Genomic DNA, 14,891 nt, shown 5'->3' on the forward strand with positions numbered 1-14,891 from the left:
GCAGTGTATGTTCGTGCTGCTGAACTGTGTAATAGAGATGTAGAAAGAAAAGAGAAGAAAAACATGAGTAAAACGTTAGTTAAAGGAGCAGCGATTTTAACAATTACAACATTTTTATCGAAGTTGTTAGGAAGCTTCTTTCAAATTCCGCTTCAAAATATTGCTGGGGATGAGGTACTTGGTATTTTCCGCCTTGTGTTTCCGGTGTATATGCTAGCCTTAACTTTATCTGTAGCAGGCATTCCTCTTGCGATATCAAAGTTAATTGCGGAGCTTCAAACAACTGATGATAAAGAAGGTATTGCGAAACTATTTACGTCTGCTTCTATATTAGGAGCCCTTTTTGGAACAGTTGGCTTTCTTGCAATTGTTATATGGTCAGAGCCAATTGCAGCGATGTTAGGTGGACAAGAGACAAGATTTCCTCTTCTTGTTGTATCATTTGCGCTTTTATTTGCGCCGTATATGGCAGTATACCGCGGCTACTTCCAAGGATTTGGCGATATGATGCCAACAGGTGTATCGCAAGTAATTGAACAGTTCGTTCGGGTATTATTCATGCTGACGATTGCATACATGTTCGTACTATCGCAAAAAAGCAGTAGTGTAATAGCAGGCGGAGCAATGATTGGTTCATGTATTGGAGTGATCAGCTCGCTTGTGTATTTACGCTGGACGTATGTAAAAAGTGCGCACTGTTATAAAGCAACATCCTATTCATTTGCAGATTTGAAAAAGGATGGAAAGAAGATTTTGCGCGTATCGATTCCAATTGCAATTGGCGCATTGTCGATGCCGCTTCTAGGCTTAATCGACTCTGTCACAATTCCGCATGTCATGCAAGGAACAGCGTCAATGATACAAGAGCAATTTGGAATTTATAGCAGGGGAAGTGCATTTACGCAATTAATTGTTGTATTTGCAAGTGCAATTGTATTTCCACTAATCCCGTTGTTAACAACGGCTTTAGCAAAGAATGATAGGGGAGCTGCGCGTGATATGGTGCAGCGAACATATAAGTTAGCTCATTTACTTACAACGCCAATGACGATATGGCTGATCGCGCTAGCAATTCCATTAAATGTCGGTTTATTTACAGATGCGAAAGGAAGCAGCATGTTAGCAGTCATTATTGGCAGTTCGTATTTTACTTCTTTTGTGTTATTATCAATAGGGATTTTGCAAGGAATTAATCGTTCCATGCAAGCGGCGTGGATTGTAATTGGAGCCAGCTTTGTTAAAGCGTTATTGAATGTTGTGCTCGTTGCTAAATTTGGCATAGACGGAGCAGCGTATAGTACACTGCTTATTTATATACTTATTTTTATTACGAATGATATTTGCATCCGCAAGCATATCTCGTATTCAGTAAGGATAGGAGAATATGTATCAATTCTTGTTGTTTCTTGTGTGCTTGGTATAGGTATGTATAGTGTAACGACTATAATAGATGTAACAAGTTCTCGCTTTATCGCATTGCTATATAGCTGTGCGGCGACGGGGCTCGCTTCTCTGTTATATATAGTTTGTGCTATAAAACTACAGTGGATTGCAAAAGAAGATGCAAAAAAGATTCCTTTACTTCGGAGATGGATACGATAATAGAACTGTAATAGTAAATTATAGATTCAATGTTTATTTTCATTATGAATCCCTTTAGAATAGGGACTGTACAACAGGTTAACTGAGTACAAAAATAGTTGATTGCGAAATGTTGGAGGAGATTAAGAGTGCGGTTAGTTTTATCAGGATACTATGGTTTTTATAACGTTGGGGACGAAGCGATTTTGCAATCAATTATTCAAGCATTGCAGGAGGAACATCCGAATATCGAGCTCATTGTACTTTCAAATGACCCTGATTATACGCAGAAAATGTACGGTGTAGAAGCAGTAAACCGTTGGAATATAAAAGCAATTTATGGAGCAATTAAAAAAAGTGACGGATTGATTAGCGGGGGAGGCAGCCTTCTTCAAGATAAAACGAGTGTGAAAAGTATTTTGTATTATACGGCGATTATGCGTATTGCACGTTTATTAAAGAAGCCGTATTACATTTACGCACAGGGAATTGGTCCGATTACCAAAAAGCATAATCGCTTATTAGTGAAATGGCACGTATCAAGAGCTGCATATGTATCTGTGCGTGATGAAGATTCATTCTTATACTTAAAAGAAATCGGGATGAAGAAAGATATCGCACTTGTCCCGGATCCGGTGCTGGCTTGCAAGCCTGAGAAGAAATCAGATTGGTTGCAGGAGCATTCCTTGCATGGTAATGTCATTGCCGTTAGCGTACGTGATTGGGATGCAAAAGAAGATTATAAGAAAAAACTAGCTGAAGCGTTAAAGAAATTAAAGCAAGAAGGTTATCATATTCTGTTTGTACCGATGCATGGTCCATACGATCAACAGGCATCACGAGATGTGATTAACTTAATGGGAGAAGAAGCACATATGCTTCCGTATAAAATGGATATTGATGAGAAAATGTCTATTTTATCACAGTGTTCTCTTTTAATTGGAATGCGTCTTCATGCACTTATTTTCTCAGCTGTTGCAAATACACCAATGGTTGGCATTTCGTATGATCCGAAGATTGATTCATTCTTACGACAAGTGAATCAGCCGATTATCGGCAGTGTCGATGGAGACTGGAATGCGGAAGCATTATATAATATGGCAAAAAAGCAACTTGATGGACAAGAGGGTGTCCGGCATACATTAGAACAGCGAGTAGATGAATTACGAATGAAAATTTCGGAAGCATCGGGACAAATTATTCAGCATTTAAAAGAAAGTAGTCAGAAAAAGTAGGCTGCTTTCTTTTTTTGTAAAAAAAGAGGCTATTATGATAGCCTCACGTTTACTCTCTTTTGTTTGCTTTAAAGAATGGAATTTTCGTTGTTACATATTGTGTAACAACATACATACCGTAGCTTTGTATGATAACGAAGCTTGGAATAATAAAGGAACGATAGCGCGTTTGTATTTCGATCAGGATGTGAACAGCTGCATAACCGAGAATAAGCAGCAAAAAGAATAAGTGATCTTTTTTCGTATTCCCTTTTATTAGGCTGGCTAAGGATATAATTGCAAATATACTAATGGTAATGTACATTAATTTTTCTACAATCCATAACAGCTTTTGCAGCCTTGGTTTTTCATAACCTTCTAAACTCCAGTACGGAGCGGCATCATAGCTTCCCCACATCACTTTAAATTTATCCTTAAATAAAACGAGTAATTGCTTTTTATCTGCAGTTCGTTCTTTTATAAGGTTTTTTTCGATATCGAAACGTTCTTCACCGACTTCATATTGATTCACAAGATTATAATCAGGAAAAGAAAATTGTCCTGTTGTTGTATGGTTAAATCCTAATACAAATTTCCAATATGGATCGCGGTTTGATAATGGATATTGTGTAATTCCAGCTGCAATCAATGAATAGCTGCATACATAATGAACGATATAAAAAACGCCAATGATTCCGATTAGTTTTTTGAAGACCATTGCTTTTTTTACGTTTTCATTCCCGATTATGTAAACGATACATAAGAAAATTGCTAATGCAAGCAGAATGACACTGCCAAGCGGTCTCATAATGTCTCCAAGAGAAAGTAAAATACCAACAAATATCCATGCATACACATGAGAGATTTCTTTTTTTATAAGAAGATAAAATCCTGCATAAAAAAGAAAAGTTGAAAAATGTTCATTCGTTAATACGGAGCACATTAGAATGTTTGGCACATAAACCGCAAAGATTAAGCCGGCGATTCTGCCGCAGTACTCGTTAAAAAGACGTGCAGCAATGCGGTATGTAAAAAGGGTAATCCCAGTGCAATATATAATATTAAGAAATTTAAGTGCAAATGTACCTTCTCCGAAGATCTTTAACACACCAGCCTGATACATCGTAAATCCTAATTGATATACCCAAGTTGTAAAATATGGTTTATCTGCAAACTGAAAATCTCCATGAGCGGCATCGACTGCACCAAGATACATCTTTTCGAAATCTTGTACGACGTTCGTATGTATCATTAACACCCAAATGAGCCGCAATCCGAATGCTAGCAAACTTAAAAATATGATAGTTTGCTTCTTTGTTAAATATCGATTCATCCACCACGAAATAATAAGAACACCAATTATGCCAGGTATTAATCCGAGCAGCATAAAGGGAGAATATTCAGGTGTATTCACTGCTGATTGGAGTGAATACAGTAATGTGATGATAAAAAATAATAATGCGAGTATATGTAGTGATTGAGATGAAAATTTATATAACTTAGTCACTGTTCATCCTCCGTCAAATATGTGTGAACTGTTGTAAAGCAGTAAATATATGATTGCTAATTGTTCGAAATTTTTTTACTACGTACAACCTTATAATTATAGCACGGAGTTTTACTTCGTGTACAAAAGGGGTAAAGTTATCGTTATATAATTCTAATTAATTTATTTTTTTATAAAAATATATTGATTTCGGCGCTGTTTTTTGAGTATAAATAGAGTAAGTATGGCAAAATTCTACACATTATTCTAGTTTTTGTTTATTTTAACAATATATGTAGGTTATAATCAGTTTGAAACTAGTAAACTACTATAAATAAATTTTAGGGGGATACCAGTGAAACGACTTTCAAAGGGTGTCACGGCGTTTATGTTAACGGGGTCTTTACTTTTGAGTCCTGCAGCAAGCTATGCAGCGACTGATGATATAACAGGACATATGTTTGAAAAACAAATGCGAGGGTTAATTGATCGAGGGATTATGTCTGGATATGGAAACAATATATATTTACCAGATAAAAATGTATCAAGAGCAGAATTTGCTACTTTAATAGCGAAAGCATTACAGCTTCCTAAAGCTGATTCAAACTTTACAGATGTACCAACATCGTATGGTTTATATGAAGGTGTAAGTAAAGCGGCCGCAGCGAACATTATTTCAGGACGCGGAAACAATACGTTTGGTCCTGATGATAATATTACACGTGAAGAAATGGCAGTTATGGTGCGAAACGCTTTAGCGTATAAGAAAATTAACATACCGTTATCACCATTAACGTTTACAGATTTAGCACAAATTGTATATCCAGAACATGTTCGAGTTGTTGTAGCAGCTGGCATTATTAAAGGATATCCAGAAGATCGCACATTTAGACCGAAGCTTCCAGCAACGCGAGGAACAGCAGCAGCCTTCCTTAGCGGCATGATTCAAGCGATTGAAAATAATGGATCAACAATTCCAAGTGAAGCGAAGCCATATGTTATTACAAATGTGAAAGTAGATGGGAACGAACAAGAAATAGGGCGCTATTCATCTTATGAAGAAGCAGTGGCAGGCGCACAAAGTCAAGGCGTGAATGCAGTGAAATATAACGGTCAATTTATTTGGGTTCAAGCTGGCTATGCAGTTGCGAAGAAAACAAGCGGAAATACAATCAATATATATGGTGAAAATTTACAAAAGGTTGTAACGTACGTGCAGTATGGTACGGAATTTAAAGTATTAGGCGTTGAAGGAGACCGCGTGAAAGTTCAACTTTCTGATTTGAACGGTTATTACGTGAAAAAGGATGAAGTCACGTTAATTCCTACGAACCAAATGAAAGAGTCTTACTATTATGTAAGTGCGGAAGATGGTTATTTATATCATAAGTACTATGACTACTATGCGAGTAAGCCAAAGTATACAGAATATAGATACGGAAAAGCACCATCATCCATGAAGCCAGAACAAAAGGTATACAGCATAGACGGGAAAACATTTGGCAACGAAACGTTTTATCAATATTTTAACTACGTATCACTGCGAACAAAAACAGCCTATACAGCAGAAGAACTAGATAACTATATTAAAAAGGACCATCCGGATTCACCATTAATTGGCTTAGGTAAGAAATTTAAAGAAGTAGAAAGTAAGTATAATGTGAATGCACTCTTCTTATACTCACTAGCTGTTCATGAAAGTTTATATGGAACAAGTCAGCTTGCGAAAGAAAAGAACAATTTATTTGGACTAAGAGCGACTGATGATAGCCCGTTTGGTAATGGTGAAACGTTCAATAGTAAAGAAGACTGCATCGAACATGCAGCGAAAGTGTACATGAATGAAGGCTATTTAAATCCAGGACATTGGCGCTATACAGCTACTTACACAGGCAACAAAGCTGGCGGTGTAAATATGAAGTACGCTTCAGACCCATACTGGGGAGAAAAAGTAGCGGGGCACATGTTCCGTTTTGATACGTACTTGGGTAAAAAGGATTATAACAAGTACAAGCTTGCTCGTATTACAAACGGTGCAGACGTGACAAACAATGCGAACGAAAAATTGTATCACGTAGGTAACGGTACAATTGTAACAGTTACAGGCGAAGAAACGATCAATGGACAAGCTTGGTTGAAGGTTGTGTCAGATGATCCAACTGTAAATGAAGGATATATAGCCAAAGAAAATGCGGAATATGTGAATCAGTAATTGAAGAAACAGGTAGGATCTATCGAGAAACTACCTGTTTCTTTGGAAAAAATTCGACAAAAAAATAATTTGTTTGTCGAAAATGCTAATTAGTATTGTCGAATGATGTCGAGTTATAAGACTGTTTTAAAATAAAAAAATAGTTGGCATATTTATAGTTTATGTTATAATAGTATTCGTATATTAGTTATTACATATATACCGAACTTTGTTTATACTGCTATTGCACTATTATAGTGCGGGATCGTATTGCTGCTGACCTGAATGAAAAACAGGAAAGGGATGCTCAATAGGAGACCGTTTTCTTTGTCGAATTTTGCGATATAAAATTCTTTAAAAAAAGGAAAAAATGGCGTATTATGTACATGGTTCAACAAATTGGTAAATCAGTTATTTGTGAACAAATTAGTTATTTGTTTACATGTTAATTATTTTTTACCAAGTAAATACTTATAGTTTTACTACTTATTTAGGTATTTCACTAGTTTCCCAAATACATATTTCTGAAGCTAGTATTATATTTCTCAAGGAGGAAATAGATAAAATGGCAAAAAACAAGTCTTTCAACAAATTAGTTGCTGGTACAATGACAGCTGCAATGGTAGCTGGCGTAGTAGCTCCAGTTGCTGCATCTGCTGCAGAAAACACATTCAAGGATGTTCCTGCTGGTCACTGGTCTGAAAAAGCGATCAACGATATGGCTGCAAAAAAAATCATCGCAGGTCAAGGTGACGGTACATTTGGTTTCGGTCAAGATGTAACTCGTGCACAAGTTGCTACTTTCATGGTAAAAGCAAAAGACCTTAGCCTTACAACAGATGCACCATCATTCTCTGATGTAGCTGCAGATAACATGTATGCAAAATTCATTGCAACTGCTGAAAAAAATAAAGTTATGTCTGGTTTAGGCGACGGCAAATTCGGTCCAGACGAAAAATTAACTCGTGCACAAATGGCACAAATCCTTGTGAATGCATACGGCTTCAAAGCTGATGAAAATAACAAAAAGACTTTCAATGACATCGACGGTTTAGGTTGGGCGACTGCGAAGTCTTCTATCGAAACTCTTGCTAGCTTAGGAATCGTATCTGGTAAAGGCGATAGCAAATTCGATCCAAACGGTACTGTAACTCGTGAAGAAGCTGCTCAATTCATTTACAATGCAATGAACTACAAGCCTGCAGAGACAGCAGAAGCTAAAGTTGAGTCTGTAAAGGCGACTAACGCTACTCAAGTTGAAGTTAAATTCAATAAAGCGGTTGATTCTACTGATGCTAAAGTAGCTACTCAATACAGCATCAATGGTACTAATCCAGCATCTGTTTCTCTAAGTGACGATGGTAAAACTGCTACACTAACTTTTGCTTCAGCTAGCGATGTGGAAGTAACTGATGGCGTTGTTGTTGTAAGCCCTGTAAAACTTGCTTCTGATGCAGATCAAACTACTGCAAAATATACTTCTGTGTTAACATATAAAGATACTGTTAAGCCTGAAATTGCTTCTGTAACTTCAGTTACTAAAGATTCTGCTGCTACAACTTTAACAGTAACAACTACTGAACCAATTCAAAGCGCTTTAGCAAAAGTTGATGGTTCATACTACACAGTAGTATTCGGTGGTTCAAACACAGGTACTATTACTGGTTTAAATTTAGATGCGAGTAAGTCACATACATTAGAATTAATTAACTTAACAGATAAAGCGACTACTCCAAATGTTACAGTTTCAACTTCTAAAACATTTAATGTAACTGTTGATGCTGCTGCACCGACTGCAAAATTATCTGCGTATGGTGATAAGCAAATCCTTGTTACATTCTCAAAACCAATGGATGTTATCAGTGTGGATGCAGCGTTTGGTTTAAATGTGGGTGTTGCTGATGAGTCTCTTGCTGCAGTAAATCATACAGCAGTAGCAACTGCTGTAGCTGGCTCAAACGATACTCAATTCTTAATTCCAATTACTGACACTTTATATGCTAATAAATCATCTAGAACTCTAACAGTTGTATTACCATCTACTATTCAAGACAAGCTAGGTAATTCATTAGTAGCTGGAACACAAACTGTAACATTAAGCAAAGATACTGTTAAACCAGTAGCAACAGGTTATAAAGTTGTAAAAGATTCTAATGGACTTGTAACTGATATTGAAGTTAACTTCAGTGAAGGTTTAAAAGCAAATCCTGCTACATCTGCACCTTCAATCGTTAATATGAACGGTGTAGACGTTACAACTACTTTACTAGGTGGTTTAACTGCTAAAGCTGTTACAGCTGGTGATACTAAAGTTGTATTCCATGCTGCGACGCCAGCTAAACTTACAGGTAAATATGCATTCTCATTTGGTAGTCAATTAGTAACTGACCAATCAGAAGTAGGTAACCAATCAGATGCGTTCAACTATACAATTGATTTTGGTGCAGGTACAACATCATTTGATTTACCATCAAATCCAACATCAGCTAATAACGTAATCACAGTAGCATTCGGTCGTGCAGTAAAAGGTGGCGCAGTTGCTAACTCTGCTACTGATGTTGCAAACTATACTCTTGGTGGAAAACCACTACCAGAAGGTACAAAAATTGTATTAAATGGTGCACAAGACACAGCTAAAATTACGTTACCTGCAGGAAGTATTGATAAAACTGATGCAAGTGCAGTATTTACAGTAGCTAATGTAATGTCTCAAAATGGTGAATTAGTAAATTCTAAAACATCTACTTTAGGTGTACTAGATAATGTAAAACCTATATTAAATTCTGCGGTATTAAATAGTGATGGTACACTTACAATTGGATTTAGCGAAGCATTATCAGCTGCTCCTGCTGTTACAGACTTCACTGTAACTGAAAACGGTGCAACAACTGCTACTGCTCTTGTAGCTGGAACAGATTCTATCGCTGTAGGTACAGGTCTAAATGCTGGTAAGTATGTATTAACTGTTAAAAATATTCAAGCAGATGCTCAAGGTATTTTTGTTGATGCTGATGGAGACGGTACTCGTAATAATGGTGAAGTTGCATTATCATCATTGAAATTATCAACTGCTACAACAACAACAGCAACAGATAACGCATCTAATGTATTAGTTGCAGGTACAACAATTACTGTAAAGTAATCTTAAAATAATATTTAGGTTTGGTGCTTAGAACCAATCAAAATATAGTGAAAAGCGCTGTGGAGAGAAATCTCTACAGCGCTTTTCTTTTTACTAGTAACCAAATCAAATAGAAAAATAAGCTTATATTATAATCGTGTATAGAACTAACATTAGCCCTAATTCCTTTCGAGGAGTTAAGGCTATTTCTATTTGAGGAGGAGATGAAACGAATGTTCAGTGTAGAAGTAATAAAGGGTAAGGTAAGTTCTGAAGCCTATGAGTTCTATCATGAAGGCTTGGATGACTCACTCATTCCTGCAGCTGAAGAGGGATAGAATTAAAATAGTAGACATTGTTTTTTTGATGAATCACCTTAAAATCATCGGCAAAAATGGAAAGAGACGTAAATGCTGCAAGTATAACGAAAGAGTAATTCATATGTAGTTCTATGAATGAAGAAATTTTGGGACAACGTAATTTTTTTAATTTCTTCATACATGAAAACTTTATTAATAACACACAAATTTTAAATTCCCGCCTGCCAAATTTGAATTTTCGCCTATAGAAAATTCAAATATCACTTATGAATATTTGAAAAATATCTCATTGCTCGTATACACATATTTTCCTATGATAAATATGAAAGAGGAGATATTTGTATGTTGCGAGTCATAATGTGGGAGGTTACATATGAACATTGAGCATCGTTTAGACAACATTATTGAAGGCGTTTATCGTTCTATTTACCTATATCGTTATAAAAACAAACTAGCAGGCTCTACGTATGTGACGTTGTTCGTGTGTGATGGGGGGGGAGGAATTGTAGATGCACAAGGGATGGCTCCAGCGGCGATTGTGGAGTCTGGGAAGAGGCTGCTGCAATGGTATAGAAGTCATTATACAGTACGAGATTTAGGGGAACGGATTTATCGTTTGTATCAATTGGAATAAAACATGATGTTATGAAATTTTCATTCCTACATAGAAACTTGATTAAAAGAAAAAAAACTGAGACAAACATTTTGTCTCAGGTTTTTTATGTTACTCCGCCTCTAAATCAACAATCAAGTACGCCAATACGACAACAAAGAAAATACTTACAGCAGGTGCAGTAAATACGTGTCCAGCTGTGTATGCGATCCCGAGTGCGAGTACTAATGCGCTAGCGAGCAGCATGTATTTTGTAGTTAGGATAGACTTGAAGTTTGTGAAAACGCGAATAGCAAGTCGGATACCGAAGTAAGCGAACGGCAGTAGATACATGATGAACCCGATGATTCCAAACGAGAAGAATAGATCATAGAAGTCCATTTCTACCATTTTCGGTGTTTTTTTATAGTTACTTGCGTAACCCATTCCTAAAAGTTTTTGAGACATTGGTGCTTCTTTAAAGTACTTTTTATGCACTTTTAGGAATTTATCACGGTCACTATAAATTAAGCTGTTTACTTCGTCCTGTGTTAATTCGCCATTTTTGGGTTTTTCTTCTTTAACGGTTTTGCCTTCTTTTCTTGCCTTTTCATCGCTTATTTCCTTTTTATATGCATACATTTGTAAGTGAATGCCCATGTTTTTAGCGATTGGAGTCATCGGTGTTATGGCAAAGACTCCTCCTAGCATGACAAGGGATATAATTGTATTTACGAGTGGTTTTGTGCCTTTCGTTACTTCTTTTCGATTCATCATGTGCTCGATGAATGAGAAGACTAGTGCAACTCCTAATGTCAGGATAATTGCGCCGTATCCAACTTTTGTTCCAACCATCATACTAGCGTATACTGCAAGCATTGTTGGAATCCAGTAGTATGCTTTCGCAAAAGAAGTTGTTTTATGAACCGAATAAAGCGCAACGACCGGCAATGTAATAGCTAAGATTGCACTTAGTTCGTTTGCTGCATAAAACCATCCTTTAGAGCCAAGTTTTCCCCAAGGGTAGCTTTTATAGTCTGTTCCAGTTGCGATGGAAACGACCATAACGATACTCATGAACAATACTGCATATAAGAAATATCTTAACATTTTATGATATGCATGCTGCTTGTCCCGTAACGTTTGAAAGACGAGAATATATCCGAACAACATAACGGTTGGATACATACATTTCGCAACGAACTTAACTTCTTCTCCGAGCGCAAATGGATGTTTAACAAGCATATTATTTAGGAATCCTGCCCCAAGTGTAACACCTAATAAACATATATATACGAGGTACTTTTTATTATTAGGCTGCTTCCAATTGATGAACAGATAAATCAGTACGACAGCCATAACAGCAAAACGTACTACAACACCAAATGTTGCACTCATGTGCAGCATATTAATTGATAAGGATGTTAGTAAATCTAAGACGGGTTGCAATGCAATGAATAGTAAAAGGAAATACTCGAAGTAATGTTCCTTTTGTGTAAACTGCTTAATCATTTTATCCTCCCTCATTGTAGAAAAGATGAATTTATTTATTTGTTTTTACATACCAAAAATAAGAATACACTATTTTCAAGTAATGGTAAATGACCGAACGGAGGAGAGTGTATATTTGGCGGTACAATGAATCAGCTTTTGGGAGGGATGTGTTACATTTTATCTCCCAAATAGCTTGTTTCTTGTCATAAGATCTGTTTCTTCTATTATATATAGTATCGCTATTTGAGAAAAAATGAAGTTCGGGTGCTTATTGTCTGCGAATGTAGGTTTAATTTGACGGAAAATTGAGAAAAAAGAAGGTTTTTGAAATCTCTTTCTGTAATTATATAAGTATAACAGATTAGAGAAGGAGAGAGGATGTATGACAGTTTCAAGCAAAGCGGAATCAGTAATTGTGCAATATGAAGGAAGAGTTGCGACGATTATGTTAAATCGTCCAGAAGTGTTAAATGCGTTAGATGAGCAGACGTTAAAAGAGTTATTACAAAAGCTAAAAGAAGTGGCTGAAAGCTCTGTACATGTCGTTGTGCTATGCGGAAACGGCCGCGGTTTTTCTGCGGGCGGCGATATTAAGTCGATGTTAGCAAGTGGTGACGAAAGTGCTTTTGAAGGAATTATGAATACCATTTCGGAAATTGTTGTGACGCTTTATACAATGCCGAAGCTTGTGATTAGTGCAATTCATGGCCCAACGGCAGGACTTGGACTCAGCATTGCGTTAACAGCTGATTACATAATGGCTGATATTTCATCCATTATTGCGATGAATTTTATTGGAATCGCTTTAATTCCAGATGGCGGTGGACATTTCTTCTTACAAAAACGTCTAGGAGAGCATGGAGCGAAAGAAATTATTTGGGAAGGAAAGAAACTGTCAGCAAGCGAAGCACTTGAAATCGGGATGATTGATGAAGTAATCGGTGAGAATTTCCAAGATGCTGTAAAACAAAAAATCAATGAATGGCTGCAAAAACCAATTGGTGCAATGATTCAAACGAAGCAAATTTTAGCCGAAGTGAACCGATCCGCATTAGAACAAACACTTCAGCTTGAAAAACGCGGCCAATATGCAATGAGAAAAACAGCGGATCATAAAGAGGGAATTACAGCATTTTTAGAGAAGCGTCCGCCCGTGTTTAAAGGGGAATAAAAGTTTTCCAAAATGAGAAAGTGTTAACACATTTTTTTAGTATAATGGTGTTAGCACTTTTTTCATGAATGATAGAAGGAGAATGGGATGAGTTTAATAAAACAAAATCGAATGATCATAGCAATTATCGGTGCATGGTTACTCGTATATGTGCTGTTACATTGTACACCAACTGCAGCGATTCGAACAGCAATGTTCATGTCTGGAAATCCGAAAGCAGCCGTGCATAGTGAGATTGAGAAAATGCGAGATCAGTATGATGGAGTTGTGCCAGATCATCTCCGTTCTGTATACGGTGTACCAGAGAAAGAATATGAAAATTATCGTTTTCCAGAAATACGCCACGTTTCATCTGGCATTGATATGTCGACCGCATGTGTAAAAAAGCATTGGTTTCTATACGATGCAGAGTTAGGTTGTTTTTAAGTAGAAGAAAATGGAGGTGTTACCATGTCAATTTATAATAAAATCGTACGCGACCGCGTACCAGAAATGATTTTAATGTCTGGTAAAACATATACAGCGAAAAAGTTAAGCAAACAAGAATACATACAAGAATTATCAAAGATTGGAATAGAAGAAATGCGTGAATTTGCGTCCGTGCAGGACCGTGATCATGCATTAGATTCTTTAGCGGATGCATTAGAAGTTATTAAAGCAATGGCACAAGCAGAAGGTGTAACGTTAGAGGATGTTGAGCGCATTCGCAAAGAGAAAGAAGCAGAGCGCGGCGGATTTGAAAAAGGTGTATATTTAGTAGAAGTGAGTGAAGAGTAGAAGGCATCGCAGTACATGCGATGCCTTTTATCTCGCTATTCGTCGGCAGTAAGACCACAATCTCAAGATTATGAGGAAGATAGGTGGGGGATAAAAAACACTGATGGATGTAGCTTTTAAATAAGGTTTGATACTTTATAAATTATCAAACTCCTTTTCTTCAATTAAAGCGCCCGATTGCGAAAGATCGTTCTGTACATCTGTGATTGAGAGATATTACAAAAATGCTCTGGTTTGCTTAAAACACCTCGTAAGTTCTCATGGGGTGATTTTTTGCCAGATAGTTCGGGCACATTCTTCTGGCGATGTCTTTGTTGTGTCGACTTTGATGTCATAATGTATGCCAACGTGAACCGAAGTCGCTTGTGAAACTGCCATTCCTGCAACACGGTCTCCTCGTTCCCTCTCACGAGCGGATGCCACAATAGGGTCACAGAAAACACCAACCCACAGCACCTGCAATCCTTCTAAGGCAGCTTTCCAACGATTACAAGAATCTGCTCCGCTAATGAAGACATCGTCGATAATCACTTGGGCTCCTTTACGGACCATCTCGCCAATACCATGCATCCATGCAGATTCTAATGTACGAAATTCCGTACCTGGACTGACAGACCCATCGTCACCGAATGTAATTCCACTGTCTGCTTCCATCATTGCATCGGGCATGGCGTCGATTAAATCGTCGATACTGAACCTTAACCATGACGTTGGCGAGGAATTTTGAAGACATTTTGCGATAGTGGTTTTCCCGGAACTTGATCCACCATTCAGAATAATTACGTCTACCATATCTTTCACCTCTCTTTGGAACATAAGCTTAAGGGCTTCTTATGTCGCTATGCTGTCCTTTAAACTTACTAACAATTAAGTCAGAATACCATCACTTTCACAAGAGTTATTCCAGAATATGGCCCTTTAACGGAGCAACTCTATTATCACTC

At 37.2% G+C, this 14,891-nt stretch carries 11 protein-coding genes; 8 read left to right on the forward strand and 3 right to left on the reverse strand.

Going from position 1 to position 14,891, the window contains the following annotated elements:
- Window positions 1-63: 63 nt before the first annotated feature.
- Together AB1284_RS02370 and csaB are read left to right on the forward strand one after the other, a co-directional pair.
- Window positions 64-1,602, forward strand: a complete 1,539-nt coding sequence (locus tag AB1284_RS02370) for a putative polysaccharide biosynthesis protein (RefSeq protein WP_429754367.1) — start codon at window positions 64-66, stop codon at window positions 1,600-1,602.
- Window positions 1,603-1,730: 128 nt separating this feature from the next.
- The gene (gene csaB, locus AB1284_RS02375; RefSeq protein ID WP_429751967.1) at window positions 1,731-2,816 is read left to right on the forward strand and encodes a polysaccharide pyruvyl transferase CsaB; all 1,086 of its coding nucleotides are present in this window, start codon (window positions 1,731-1,733) and stop codon (window positions 2,814-2,816) included.
- 49 nt (window positions 2,817-2,865) lie between these two features.
- On the opposite strand, the gene AB1284_RS02380 is transcribed toward csaB, so the two are convergent.
- Window positions 2,866-4,302, reverse strand: coding sequence for an ArnT family glycosyltransferase (locus AB1284_RS02380; protein ID WP_429751966.1), 1,437 nt, complete (start codon window positions 4,300-4,302; stop codon window positions 2,866-2,868).
- 334 nt (window positions 4,303-4,636) lie between these two features.
- On the opposite strand from AB1284_RS02380, the gene AB1284_RS02385 reads away from it, so the two are divergent.
- The 3 genes from AB1284_RS02385 (at window position 4,637) to AB1284_RS02395 (ending at window position 10,547) form a co-directional block, all read left to right on the forward strand.
- Complete coding sequence (locus AB1284_RS02385) at window positions 4,637-6,493, forward strand: S-layer homology domain-containing protein (RefSeq protein WP_429751964.1); 1,857 nt, start codon at window positions 4,637-4,639, stop codon at window positions 6,491-6,493.
- Window positions 6,494-7,037: 544 nt separating this feature from the next.
- Window positions 7,038-9,614 carry an S-layer homology domain-containing protein gene (locus tag AB1284_RS02390; protein WP_429751963.1) on the forward strand — a complete coding sequence of 859 codons (2,577 nt, stop codon included), beginning with the start codon at window positions 7,038-7,040 and terminating at the stop codon, window positions 9,612-9,614.
- 672 nt (window positions 9,615-10,286) lie between these two features.
- Window positions 10,287-10,547: a hypothetical protein gene (locus tag AB1284_RS02395; protein ID WP_429751961.1), complete on the forward strand. Its 261-nt coding sequence runs from the start codon at window positions 10,287-10,289 to the stop codon at window positions 10,545-10,547.
- A gap of 90 nt (window positions 10,548-10,637) precedes the next feature.
- On the opposite strand, the gene AB1284_RS02400 is transcribed toward AB1284_RS02395, so the two are convergent.
- On the reverse strand, window positions 10,638-12,017 hold the full coding sequence (locus AB1284_RS02400; protein WP_429751959.1) for an O-antigen ligase family protein: 1,380 nt from the start codon (window positions 12,015-12,017) through the stop codon (window positions 10,638-10,640).
- A 364-nt stretch (window positions 12,018-12,381) separates the two neighbouring features.
- On the opposite strand from AB1284_RS02400, the gene AB1284_RS02405 reads away from it, so the two are divergent.
- From AB1284_RS02405 to AB1284_RS02415, 3 genes are all read left to right on the forward strand, one after another.
- Window positions 12,382-13,170: an enoyl-CoA hydratase gene (locus AB1284_RS02405; RefSeq protein WP_429751958.1), complete on the forward strand. Its 789-nt coding sequence runs from the start codon at window positions 12,382-12,384 to the stop codon at window positions 13,168-13,170.
- A gap of 87 nt (window positions 13,171-13,257) precedes the next feature.
- Window positions 13,258-13,596 carry a hypothetical protein gene (locus AB1284_RS02410; RefSeq protein ID WP_429751956.1) on the forward strand — a complete coding sequence of 113 codons (339 nt, stop codon included), beginning with the start codon at window positions 13,258-13,260 and terminating at the stop codon, window positions 13,594-13,596.
- Window positions 13,597-13,620: 24 nt separating this feature from the next.
- A complete protein-coding gene (locus AB1284_RS02415) occupies window positions 13,621-13,947 on the forward strand; it encodes a nucleoside triphosphate pyrophosphohydrolase (RefSeq protein ID WP_429751955.1) in 327 nt (108 codons plus the stop codon).
- A 258-nt stretch (window positions 13,948-14,205) separates the two neighbouring features.
- Here AB1284_RS02415 and AB1284_RS02420 read toward each other — a convergent pair whose 3' ends face one another.
- Entirely contained in the window at window positions 14,206-14,739 is a 534-nt protein-coding gene (locus AB1284_RS02420; RefSeq protein ID WP_429751954.1) for a chloramphenicol phosphotransferase CPT family protein, read from the reverse strand.
- Between the last annotated feature and the right edge of the window lie 152 nt (window positions 14,740-14,891).

Origin of the sequence: Bacillus sp. S2(2024), assembly GCF_050474045.1 — a bacterium.
Classification (GTDB): Bacteria; Bacillota; Bacilli; order Bacillales; family Bacillaceae_G; genus Bacillus_A; species Bacillus_A yunxiaonensis.

Excerpts from the sequence above, each read along its gene's own strand:
- AB1284_RS02400 (WP_429751959.1), bottom strand. The coding sequence starts at position 12,017 with ATGATTAAGCAGTTTACACAAAAGGAACATTACTTCGAGTATTTCCTT.
- AB1284_RS02370 (WP_429754367.1), top strand. The coding sequence starts at position 64 with ATGAGTAAAACGTTAGTTAAAGGAGCAGCGATTTTAACAATTACAACA.
- AB1284_RS02410 (WP_429751956.1), top strand. The coding sequence starts at position 13,258 with ATGAGTTTAATAAAACAAAATCGAATGATCATAGCAATTATCGGTGCA.
- AB1284_RS02415 (WP_429751955.1), top strand. The coding sequence starts at position 13,621 with ATGTCAATTTATAATAAAATCGTACGCGACCGCGTACCAGAAATGATT.
- AB1284_RS02405 (WP_429751958.1), top strand. The coding sequence starts at position 12,382 with ATGACAGTTTCAAGCAAAGCGGAATCAGTAATTGTGCAATATGAAGGA.
- AB1284_RS02390 (WP_429751963.1), top strand. The coding sequence starts at position 7,038 with ATGGCAAAAAACAAGTCTTTCAACAAATTAGTTGCTGGTACAATGACA.
- AB1284_RS02395 (WP_429751961.1), top strand. The coding sequence starts at position 10,287 with ATGAACATTGAGCATCGTTTAGACAACATTATTGAAGGCGTTTATCGT.
- AB1284_RS02420 (WP_429751954.1), bottom strand. The coding sequence starts at position 14,739 with ATGGTAGACGTAATTATTCTGAATGGTGGATCAAGTTCCGGGAAAACC.